General features: G+C 70.0%; 9 protein-coding genes. 7 read left to right on the top strand and 2 right to left on the bottom strand.

Annotated features, from left to right (window positions below):
* The first annotated feature begins 7 nt into the window (after window positions 1-7).
* The 3 genes from VHAB30_RS05615 (at window position 8) to VHAB30_RS05625 (ending at window position 2,451) form a co-directional block, all read left to right on the top strand.
* Window positions 8-994, top strand: a complete 987-nt coding sequence (locus VHAB30_RS05615; protein WP_172438368.1) for a branched-chain amino acid ABC transporter permease — start codon at window positions 8-10, stop codon at window positions 992-994.
* Window positions 995-1,101: 107 nt separating this feature from the next.
* Window positions 1,102-1,551: a cupin domain-containing protein gene (locus tag VHAB30_RS05620; RefSeq protein WP_159276108.1), complete on the top strand. Its 450-nt coding sequence runs from the start codon at window positions 1,102-1,104 to the stop codon at window positions 1,549-1,551.
* Between the two features lie 141 nt (window positions 1,552-1,692).
* Window positions 1,693-2,451: a hypothetical protein gene (locus VHAB30_RS05625; RefSeq protein WP_159276109.1), complete on the top strand. Its 759-nt coding sequence runs from the start codon at window positions 1,693-1,695 to the stop codon at window positions 2,449-2,451.
* A gap of 21 nt (window positions 2,452-2,472) precedes the next feature.
* Here VHAB30_RS05625 and VHAB30_RS05630 read toward each other — a convergent pair whose 3' ends face one another.
* Both VHAB30_RS05630 and VHAB30_RS05635 read right to left on the bottom strand, forming a co-directional pair.
* Window positions 2,473-3,570, bottom strand: a complete 1,098-nt coding sequence (locus tag VHAB30_RS05630) for a lipocalin-like domain-containing protein (RefSeq protein ID WP_159276110.1) — start codon at window positions 3,568-3,570, stop codon at window positions 2,473-2,475.
* A 2-nt stretch (window positions 3,571-3,572) separates the two neighbouring features.
* Window positions 3,573-4,652 (bottom strand): PLP-dependent cysteine synthase family protein, encoded by a 1,080-nt coding sequence (locus tag VHAB30_RS05635; protein ID WP_070063094.1) that lies wholly within the window; start codon window positions 4,650-4,652, stop codon window positions 3,573-3,575.
* 98 nt (window positions 4,653-4,750) lie between these two features.
* Here VHAB30_RS05635 and VHAB30_RS05640 point away from each other — a divergent pair, with 98 nt between their 5' ends.
* From VHAB30_RS05640 to VHAB30_RS05655, 4 genes are all read left to right on the top strand, one after another.
* A complete protein-coding gene (locus VHAB30_RS05640; protein ID WP_159276111.1) occupies window positions 4,751-7,258 on the top strand; it encodes a penicillin acylase family protein in 2,508 nt (835 codons plus the stop codon).
* Window positions 7,259-7,481: 223 nt separating this feature from the next.
* On the top strand, window positions 7,482-8,189 hold the full coding sequence (locus VHAB30_RS05645) for an STN domain-containing protein (RefSeq protein WP_159276112.1): 708 nt from the start codon (window positions 7,482-7,484) through the stop codon (window positions 8,187-8,189).
* A 3-nt stretch (window positions 8,190-8,192) separates the two neighbouring features.
* Window positions 8,193-8,720 (top strand): RNA polymerase sigma factor, encoded by a 528-nt coding sequence (locus VHAB30_RS05650; protein ID WP_159276113.1) that lies wholly within the window; start codon window positions 8,193-8,195, stop codon window positions 8,718-8,720.
* A 72-nt stretch (window positions 8,721-8,792) separates the two neighbouring features.
* On the top strand, window positions 8,793-9,785 hold the full coding sequence (locus tag VHAB30_RS05655; protein ID WP_159276114.1) for a FecR family protein: 993 nt from the start codon (window positions 8,793-8,795) through the stop codon (window positions 9,783-9,785).
* Window positions 9,786-10,031 lie beyond the last annotated feature (246 nt).

Consider the following 10,031-nt stretch of genomic DNA (forward strand, 5'->3'; position numbering starts at 1 on the left):
GAGCGGCATGAACATGAAAAAAATCTCCACCGTCGTCTACGCGCTGCTGCTGGTCGCCCTGGTGCTCGCGCCGTTCTTCGGCGCCTACCCGGTGTTCGTGATGAAGCTCATGTGCTTCGCGCTGTTCGCCGCGGCCTTCAACCTGCTGCTGGGCTACACCGGCCTGCTGTCCTTCGGCCATGCGGCCTTCCTGGGCGGCTCCGCGTACGTGGCGGGCCATGCGATCAAGGTCTGGGGCCTCACGCCCGAGCTGGGCCTGATCGCGGGCACGCTCACCGGCGCCTTGCTGGGCTGGCTGTTCGGCGTGCTGGCCATCCGCCGCCAGGGCATCTACTTCGCGATGATCACGCTGGCGCTCGCGCAGATGATGTTCTTCGTCGCGCTGCAGGCCAAGTTCACGGGCGGCGAAGACGGCCTGCAGGGCGTGCCGCGCGGCAAGCTCTTCGGCGTCGTCGACCTGTCCAACGACCTCACCATGTACTACGTGGCGCTGGTGATCGTGGTCGCGGCCTTCCTGCTGATCGTGCGCACCATCCACTCGCCGTTCGGGCAGGTGCTCAAGGGCATCAAGGAAAACGAGCCGCGCGCGCTCTCGCTGGGCTACGACGTGAGCCGCTTCAAGCTGCTGGCCTTCGTGATCTCGGCCGCGCTGTCGGGCCTGGCCGGTTCGCTCAAGACGCTGGTGCTGGGCTTTGCCACGCTGTCCGACGTGCACTGGACCGCCTCGGGCCAGGTCATCCTGATGACGCTGGTGGGCGGCCTGGGCACGCTGTCGGGCCCCATCGTGGGTTCGGCGGTGGTCGTGCTGCTCGAGAACAAGATCGGCGAACTCGGCAACTTCCTGGCGCGCATCACGACCGTCGACTGGTTCAACACGCTGGGCGAGTCGGTCACCATGGTCACGGGCCTGATCTTCGTGATCTGCGTGCTGGCCTTCCGCAAGGGCATCATGGGCGAGATCATCGCCTTCATCGAGCGCCGCCGCGCGAAGTAGCGATGCCGGTGGCGCGGCGGCGGGGAGGTTACCCTCCCTGCGGCGCCACCGCTTGTGCCCCCTGTGGCCGGGGCGCAGAATCCGGCTCCCACTTCGAGGAGCCGGCCATGGCCCTTCTTCCGTACTTTGTCCTCCCGCCCGAGCGGCGCGAAACGCCCTTGAACGTGCTCGGCACGCAGGTGACGGTGCTGGCGTCGAATGCCTCGACGCAGAGCTACGGCGTCACCTTCCAGCGCGGCGACGAAGGCACGGGCCCGCCACCGCACAGTCACGACTGGGACGAGTCGTTCTACGTGCTCGGCGGCGAGGTCGAATTCCTCTGCGACGGCCAGGCGCATCGGTGCCAGCCCGGCACGCTGGTGCACGTGCCGCGCGGCACGGTGCACGGCTTTCACTACGGCAAGGGCGGCGGCCAGATGCTCGAGATCACGGGGCAGGACGCGATGGCTGCGCAGATGTTCACCGCCATCGACCGCGAGATTCCGGCGGGGCCGGCGCCCGACATTCCGAAGCTGCTGGCGGTGCTGGCGCGCAATGGGGTGACGGTCTCGGCGTGAGTCGCGGCCCTCATCGGCACTGACAAGCCGACGCTGTCCAAAACCACCGGTTCCCGTGGCGACGCCGCATGCAGCGCTCGGCACAATCATCCGCACCCGGCCGCACCGGCCCACACCGACAAGAAGATGGAGGAGACCCCCATGCGCAGATGGCTGCTCGCACTTTTCGTGGCGCTCGCGCTGACAGGGTGCATGACCCCGCCTCCGCTGCCGCCGAACGGCGGCCAGCTCGCGAAGGGCGCGAAGGTCGGCCTGCTGGTCCGCATCCCCACCGCATCCGCGGAGCACATGCACGTGGGCACGACCGTCTTCAACAACTTCTCGACCACGTACCCGTTCCCCTGGAACCCCACGGCCAAGGTCTACGAGGCCTTCACGTCGGAGCTCGAAAAAGCCGGCTTCCAGGTGGTGCGGCTGACGAGCTTTGCCACGACTTCCGTCAACGCGCTGGCCGTCTTCAAGCACGATCGATGGATCGCGAATCCTGCGCAAGCGTGGGCGACACGCAAGCTGAAGGACGACCAGATTGCCGCGGTGGTCCTCGTCGAGGCGACGCGGACGCAGGCGCGCATGGAGTGCACCGGCGGGCCCTGCGGCGAGAGCGTCATGCAGAACTCGGGCCTTTTCACGCGCAGCATGCTGGGGTCGACGCGGTACTACGCAGTGCCCGCGATCGAAGCCAAGGTCTTCGTCATGGACCCGCCGCTGAACCTCGCGGCCTACGAGCCGATGCTCGCCCAGCAGCGGCAACGGGTGCGGCAGCTCAAGGATTTCCAGGAGCCGCGCGACCTCAAGCGGTTGAGCGCTGCCGAGTTCGCGCCGGTCGCTTCGGCGATCGACGACCACGTCCGCGCGCTGTCGCGCAACACGGCGCAGGCGCTGAGCCAGGGCGTGAAGTAGCCCCTCGCGCTGTGCTTCGGCTCACAGCCGCAGCGGCGCCGCGTACCCCGTCATCTCGAGGTACCCGCGGCCCACGCGCTGGCCTTGCTGCGCATCGCGCAGCTCGCTCAAGCCTTCCCAGTACACACCGCCCGTGGAGCCCCGGCTGTCCAGTTCCTGGTCGTCGAGCAGGGCCTGCACCTCGAAGCGGCCCGCGGGCGTGTCGATGCGCCAGTGCGTCGGGTAGCTCGCGCGCGTGCGCGGGCTGGTCCAGCTGCGCAGCGCGTCGAAGCGCACCTCGCCGGGCTGGAAGATGCGCGCCGCGCCACCGCGCGGGCGGAACGATCCGCCGGACCACAGCGCGCTGCCGTCGCGGCGGCGCAGGTGGAAGGCGGTGAGCGCGCTGCCGTCGTCGAGGTTCATGCCGATCCAGTCCCAGCCCACGGCCTCGGGGTGCATCAGCGCCTCGCTCCATTCGTGGTCGAGCCAGGCGGTGCCGGCGATCTCGAACGGGGCCTGGCCTTGCAAGGTGAGGCGGCCTTGTGCCTGCAGCTGCGGCTCGCTGTAGTAGTAGCTCGCCTGCTCGGGCTCGGGGCCTTTGCGCGACAGGCCTTCGCGGCCCTGCAGCAGCACGGGTTGCGACGGCGCGAAGCGCAGGTCGAGCGTGAACTCGCCGGCGGGGATGCGCGCGGTGTAGGCGCCGCTGCCGGCGTCGCGCACCAGCGACCAGTCGCGCAGCCGCACGTCGGTGTCGGCCTCGCTGGCCGAGGCCACGTCGAAGCCCGCGCGTGCGATGCGCTGGTCGTGCCGCAGCACGCGGCCTTCGAGGTCGGTGACGGCGGCGTGCGCGAACACCAGCTGCTTGGCCGCGAAGGCCGAGCGCATGGCCTGCGTGGCGTCGACGCGCGAGCGGAAGAAGGTCACCTGGAAGCCGAACGCGCGCCCCGCGGCGGTCTGGCCGTGGCCGGTGATGTACCACCACTCGGTGCGCAGCTCGGGGTGGCTGCCGAAGTCGCGCGGGAACTGCAGTGCTTTCGCGGGCAGGGCCCAGGCGGCATGCGGCGCGCCCGAGGCGGCCAGCGCGGCGAGCAGCAAGAGTTGCCGCCGCGCGATGAGGCCGCTAGGTGCGCGCAGGGCCATCGTCAACCCGCCACCAGCGCGTCGATGCGTTGCTGCGCGGGCGCGATGTCGCCGAAGGCGTTGCGCACCCAGTCGGCGTCGTGGTAGCTCGGCAGGTAGCGTTCGCCCGCGTCGCACAGCAGCGAAAGGATCGAGCCCTGCTGGCCGGCCGCGCGCATCTCGTGCGCCACGGCCAGCATGCCGACGAAGTTGGTGCCGGTCGACGGGCCGACCTTGCGGCCCAGCAGCGCCGACAGCGCATGCATGGCGGCCACCGAGTCGAGGTTGGGCACTTCGAGCATGCGGTCGACCAGGGTGCGCACGAAGCTGGGCTCCACGCGCGGGCGGCCGATGCCTTCGATGCGCGAGCCGGGCGCCGTGAGCGTGGCGTCGCCGCTGCGGTGGTAGGCCGAGAACACCGAGCCCTCGGGGTCGGCCACGCACACCTGCGTGTCGTGGCAGCGAAAGCGCAGGTAGCGCCCGATGGTGGCGCTGGTGCCGCCGGTGCCGGCGCCCACCACGATCCACGCGGGCACCGGATGCCGCTCGCGCGCCATCTGCTGGAACATGCTCTCGGCGATGTTGTTGTTGCCGCGCCAGTCGGTCGCGCGCTCGGCGTAGGTGAACTGGTCCATGTAGTGGCCGCCGGTGCGCTCGGCCAGCGCGCGGGCCTCGTCGTACACCTGCGCAGCGTGGTCGACGAAGTGGCAGCTTGCACCGTAGAAGGCGATCTGCGCCACCTTCTCGGGCGAGGTGCTGCGCGGCATCACGGCGATGAAGGGCAGGCCCAGCAGCCGCGCGAAGTAGGCCTCGCTCACGGCGGTGGAGCCGCTGGAGGCCTCGACGATGGTCGTGCCTTCGCGCACCCAGCCGTTGCACAGCGCGTACAGGAACAGCGAGCGCGCGAGCCGGTGCTTGAGGCTGCCGGTGGGGTGCGTCGATTCGTCCTTCAGGTACAGGTCGATGCCGTGCGCGGCCAGCGCGGGCAGCGGCAGCGGAATGAGGTGCGTGTCGGCGCTGCGCTGGTAGTCGGCTTCGATGCGGCGGATCGCGCCGGCGAGCCAGCTGTCGCAGGAGGAGGTTGAAGGGGTGGTGGGCTGCATAGCGCGCCAGTCTACAAGTCATGCCTTGTCACCCGTCGGGTGACAGAAATCGGGATACTGCCCGCTGCCAATCCACAACAAGACCGGAGACGAACTGCATGAAGAGAATGAACCATCGGCTTTCCCTGGGCGCCGTGTCGCTGGCGGTGCTCGCCCTCGCAGGGTGTGCGTCCAATGCCCCGGGCGTGAACACGCCCACGCGCCCCGCCTCATCCTTCGCGGTGCCCGGCCTCGAGAAGCCCGCCGAAGTGCTGGTCGACCGCTGGGGCGTGCCGCACCTGTACGCCGGCACGCTCTACGACGCCTTCGTGGCGCAGGGCTTCATCGCCGCGCGCGACCGGCTCTGGCAGATGGACCTGTGGCGCAAGCGCGGCCTGGGCGAGATGGCGAAGGACTTCGGCCCCGCCTGGGTCGAGAGCGACCGCGCCGCGCGCGCCGTGCTCTACCGCGGCGACATGTACCGCGAATGGCTGGCCTACGGCTCCGACGCCAAGCGCGTGGCCGAGGCCTTCACGGCCGGCGTCAACGCCTACGTGGCGCAGGTGCGCGCGCAGCCCGCGCTGCTGCCCACCGAGTTCGCGCTGCTGGGCTACCAGCCGTCCACGTGGTCGCCCGAAGACGTGGTGCGCATCCGGCACCACGGGCTCACGCTCAATTTCAGCTCGGAGGTCGACCGCGCACGCGCGTTCTGCGCCGGCGCGCCGGGCGTCAAGGCCGACTGGCTGCGCCGTGAACTCGATCCACCGGTCACGCCCAAGGTGCCCGAGGGCTTCGATCCCTGCAGCCTTCCGGCGGCGGAGCTGCGCGCGGCCTACCTGCGGGCAACCGATGCGCCGCGCTTCACCAAGGAGAACACGCGCGTGGGCATGAACGCAGGTGCGTCTTCCACGCCGGTCGCGCTGCTGCCGGGCAGCGCCGAGGCGATGGCCGCGAAGGCCGAGCAGGACGACGCGGCGCAGGGCGACCCCACGGCCGCCTACGGCAGCAACAACTGGGTCATCGCGCCGAAGCTCACGTCCACGGGCCGGCCGATTTTGGCGAACGACCCGCACCGCGCGCACGGCGCGCCGAGCCTGCGCTACATGACGCACCTGAGCGCGCCCGGCATGGACGCCATCGGCGCCGGCGAGCCCTTCCTGCCGGGCCTGTCGATCGGCCACAACGGCACCATCGCCTTCGGCCTCACGCGCTTCTACATGGACCAGGAAGACCTGTACGTGTACGAGCTCAACCCGGCCAACCCCGAGGAGTACCGCTACCAGGGCCGCTGGGAGCCGATGACGCGCGTCACCGAGCGCATCGCGGTCAAGGGCGAGGCCGCGCCGCGCGAGGTGGTCAACACCTTCACGCGCCACGGCCCGGTGCTGGTCGCGGAGCCCGGCAAGCGTCGCGCCTTCGCCTTGCGCGCCGCCTGGCTGGAGCCCGGCATGGCGCCGTACTTCGGTTCGATGGACTACATGCGCGCGCGCAACTGGGACCAGTTCCGCGCCGCCATGAACCGCTGGGGCGCGCCGGGCGAGAACCAGGTGTATGCCGACAGCAGCGGCAACGTCGGCTGGATTCCGGGCGGGCTCACGCCGATCCGTCCGAACTGGGACGGCCTCATGCCCGTGCCGGGCGACGGCCGCTATGAATGGTCGGGCTTTCGCAACGGCGACGAACTGCCCTCGGAGTTCAACCCCGCGCGCGGCTACGTGGTCACGGCCAACGAAAACAACATCCCGCCCGACCATCCCGCCGCGAAGAAGGGCGTGGGCTACGAGTGGAGCGATGCGGCGCGCGCGCTTCGCCTCAAGGAACTGTTCGCGGCCAAGGTGGCGGCGGGTTCGCGCTTCACCATCGAGGACTCGGAGCGCATGCAGAACGACATCGTCGCCACGCCGGCGCAGCGGCTGCTGAAGCTGCTGGCCGGCCAGCGCAGCGACGACGCCCAGACCGCGGCGGCGCTGCGCCTGCTGCAAGGCTGGGACGGCGCCATGGACCGCGACAGCGCAGCCGCCGCGCTGTACGAAGTGTGGAGCAGCAAGTTCCTGCGCCAGGCCGTGCTCAAGGCAGGGGCGGGCGATGCCGGTGCCGCGCTGGCCGCACCCGGCGACAACACGCGCATGGTGCTGCTGCTGGAGAACCCGTCCGGCTGGGTCAGCAACGCGCAGCGCGATGCCTTGCTGCTGACGACCTTGCCCGCCGCCATGCAGGAGCTGTCCGCCAAGCTCGGGCCCGACCCGGCGGGGTGGAAGTGGGGCGCCTTGCACCGCGCCGAGTTCCGGCATCCGCTGGGCGGCGTGGTCGATGCGGCCACGCGCAAGAAGCTCGAGGTGGGCGACTGGCCGATGTCCGGTTCGTCGTTCACGCCGATGGCGGCCACCTACCGCGCGAACGACTACAAGCTGACCTCGGGCGCGTCGTTCCGCATGGTGCTCGACGTGGGCAACTGGGACGCCTCGCGCGTCATCAACACGCCGGGCCAGTCGGGCAACCCCGACAGCCCGAACTACCGCGACCTGGCGCCGCTGTGGCTCGAAGGCAAGTACGTGCCGCTGGTCTACAGCCGCGGGGCGGTCGAGAAAGAAACGGTGGAACGGATCCAGCTGACGCCGGGGCGCTAGCAGGACCGGCAACGGAAGAGGGCGCTGCCCGCGCCCCGCGGCGACGCGCCCGGCCCTACCGGTCGTCACGCGGTCGTCATTCGCCGATGTGATGCTTGCAGGAGTTGAAATACTGCCCACAAGCTTGCTGACACGATCCACTTCTTCCTTGTTGACTTCAGCGCATGGTGGTCGTGGGCGAGTGGTTGGACGGGGCTTGGGCCGGGGCAGGGACGACAGGCTCGTGCGAGCCTTTGTCTCCGGCCTGACGTGCACCGTGGTGTGCGTCTGCATCGCCTGGGGATCGACAGCGAAGGCCGTGGCCTCGGGCACCGACGTGCAGTCGGCAGACTCCGCCACCCGCGCGTCGTCCGAATCGCAGATGCTCGACTTCGACCTGCCCGCGCAGCCCTTGGCGGCTGCCCTGGCGCAATACGCCGCGGTGTCGGGGCGATCGGTGATGTTCATCGACGAGTGGGTGGCGGGGCGAACCTCCGCCCCGGTGCGCGGGCGCCATGCGCCGCATGCCGCCTTGCGGGCCTTGCTGGCCGGCACGGGGTTCACCGCGGACGACGTGGACACGCAGCTTTCCGGTGCCTTCATCCTGAAGCGCGTCGCCGCGGCGCCCGGGGTGGCATCGACCGGCGGTTCGCCACGCGGGTACGACGCCCTGGTCCAGGCCCGTGTCTGGGACGCGTTGTGTGCCGATCTTCGAACGGCCCCCGGCCACTACCGCGCGATCCTGCAACTGCAGGTGACCGCGTCGGGCCGCATCGGCCAGGCCCGCCTGGTGTCGTCTTCGGGAGACCCCGGGCGGGACGCCGCCATGCTCGCGGCATTGGCCCCTCTGAAGATGGACCATCCTCCGCCGGTGGACCTGGCGCTGCCGCTCACGCTGGCCATCCTCCCGCACGATGTGTTGCCCGGGCCCCGCTGCGCCACGGTGCACTGACGCATGACGGAGAACGTCATCCCGCTGCTGCGCAGCTTCCTGGTGCAACGCTACGAGCAGCTCAGGCAGCGCCTGGCCGTGCGGCTGGGCAATCGCGAACTGGCGGAAGACGCCCTGCACGAAACCTGGCTGAAGCTGGAGCGCAGCCAGCCCATGGCGGGCCCCATTGCCACGCCCCAGGCGTATCTGCTGCGCATGGCGGTCAACCTGGCCATCGACGTCCGGCGTGCACAGAGCCAGGTCTTGCTGTCCGACGACATCGACATGCTGATGAACGAGCTGCCGGACCCGGCGCCCGGTCCCGCCGAGGTCGCCGAGGCCCGTTCGCAGCTGGAGGCGCTGGATGGCCTGCTGTCGCGCCTGCCGCCGCGCCGCCGCGAGATCCTGCTGCTGGTTCGCCTGGAGGGCTGGTCGCAGCGGGACGTGGCCACGCGGCTTGGCATTCCTGTGCGGACCGTCGAGTACGAACTGAAGGCCGCGCAGGATCTTCTGTTCGCGCGGCTGGAACCGCGCCCTGGCAGGTCTTCATGACGGCACGAAGAAATAGTTTGCGGATTGCGGTGTCGGCAACCGTCTATCAAGTACGGGGCCCCTGAAACCGACATGACGACGCACCCTTCACCACCGACGCTTCCCGAGACGCTGCGCGAAGACGCGCGCGCGTGGGTGCGCAAGCTGCATTCGGGCGCCGCCACGCAGTGGGAGGCCCAGGCGTTCCGCCGCTGGCGCGACGCGAGTCCCTTGCACCAAGCGGCGTTCATCGAGGCCCGGCAGCAGTGGCGCGTGCTTCAACCCGCGCTGAACAAGCTGGTGCGCACCGACGCCGAAGCGGCGAGCCTTCACCGCGAGACCCTGCGCAAGCCCGCAGCGAGCCGCCGGGCCTTCCTGGGCGTGGCCGGCGCAGCCGCCGCGGCCGGTGTCGCGGGGGTGGCGGTCTATTCGCCCTTGGGGTTGTGGCCCACGGCCAACGAGTGGAATGCGGACTGGCGCACGGCCGCCGGCGAGCAGCGTGCGATCGCGTGGTCCGACCAGATCGACGTGACCTTGAACACCCGCACCAGCATCCGCCGGGTGGCCTCGGACGACCAGGCCGAGGGGCTGGAATTGCTGAACGGCGAAGCGGCGATCGAGATGCTGCCCAGTGCACACACCTTCAGCGTCGTGGCCGGCGCCGGCCGCAGCATTGGCGAGTCGGCGCGCTTCGAGATCAGCCGCCTGGAAGGGCGGGTGTGCGTGACCTGCCTGGCGGGGCGCGTGCGCATCGAGCATCCGGCCGGCGACCGTGTGCTGCTGGCACGCCAGCAAGCGGTCTACCGCGACCACTCGATCAGCGGCATCGCCGCCGCAGACCCCGAGGTGGCTTCTGCCTGGCGGCGCGGTGAGCTCGTGTTCAAGCAGGCGCCCTTGTCGGTGGTGCTGGACGAGATCAATCGCTACCGCCCCGGGCGTGTGATGCTGATGGTGGATGCGCTGCGGGGGAAAACGGTCACCGCGACCTTCAAGCTCGACCGCCTCGATCTGGCCTTGCTCCAGATGCAGCGGTCCTTCGGTTTGAACGCCCGGTCGCTCCCCGCCGGCGTGCTGGTCCTGAGCTAGAGGTGGACCTCGGGGTTGGGTGGTGACCCTGTCTCGATGTCGCGGCTCCCCATGGGGGTCGTGCGCAGCCACTGTGAAGCTTTCGTGACTTTGCCGAGGTGCAGCGCGTCCCCGCCGTTGATCTGCAAGGACTTTCCGGACCGAGGCCGCAGCGACACGCGCGCGCCCGCAACGAGGCCAAAAATATTCTTCTGGAATTCGACGTTTCCGTCCCGTCAAGAAACTGACGGCTCCTGTCGCCTTGGC

Source organism: Variovorax boronicumulans (assembly GCF_009811375.1).
In the GTDB taxonomy this organism is placed as follows: domain Bacteria; phylum Pseudomonadota; class Gammaproteobacteria; order Burkholderiales; family Burkholderiaceae_C; genus Variovorax; species Variovorax boronicumulans.

Excerpts from the sequence above, each read along its gene's own strand:
- VHAB30_RS05640 (WP_159276111.1), top strand. The coding sequence starts at position 4,751 with ATGAAGAGAATGAACCATCGGCTTTCCCTGGGCGCCGTGTCGCTGGCG.
- VHAB30_RS05650 (WP_159276113.1), top strand. The coding sequence starts at position 8,193 with ATGACGGAGAACGTCATCCCGCTGCTGCGCAGCTTCCTGGTGCAACGC.
- VHAB30_RS05615 (WP_172438368.1), top strand. The coding sequence starts at position 8 with ATGAACATGAAAAAAATCTCCACCGTCGTCTACGCGCTGCTGCTGGTC.
- VHAB30_RS05620 (WP_159276108.1), top strand. The coding sequence starts at position 1,102 with ATGGCCCTTCTTCCGTACTTTGTCCTCCCGCCCGAGCGGCGCGAAACG.
- VHAB30_RS05655 (WP_159276114.1), top strand. The coding sequence starts at position 8,793 with ATGACGACGCACCCTTCACCACCGACGCTTCCCGAGACGCTGCGCGAA.
- VHAB30_RS05635 (WP_070063094.1), bottom strand. The coding sequence starts at position 4,652 with ATGCAGCCCACCACCCCTTCAACCTCCTCCTGCGACAGCTGGCTCGCC.
- VHAB30_RS05625 (WP_159276109.1), top strand. The coding sequence starts at position 1,693 with ATGCGCAGATGGCTGCTCGCACTTTTCGTGGCGCTCGCGCTGACAGGG.
- VHAB30_RS05630 (WP_159276110.1), bottom strand. The coding sequence starts at position 3,570 with ATGGCCCTGCGCGCACCTAGCGGCCTCATCGCGCGGCGGCAACTCTTG.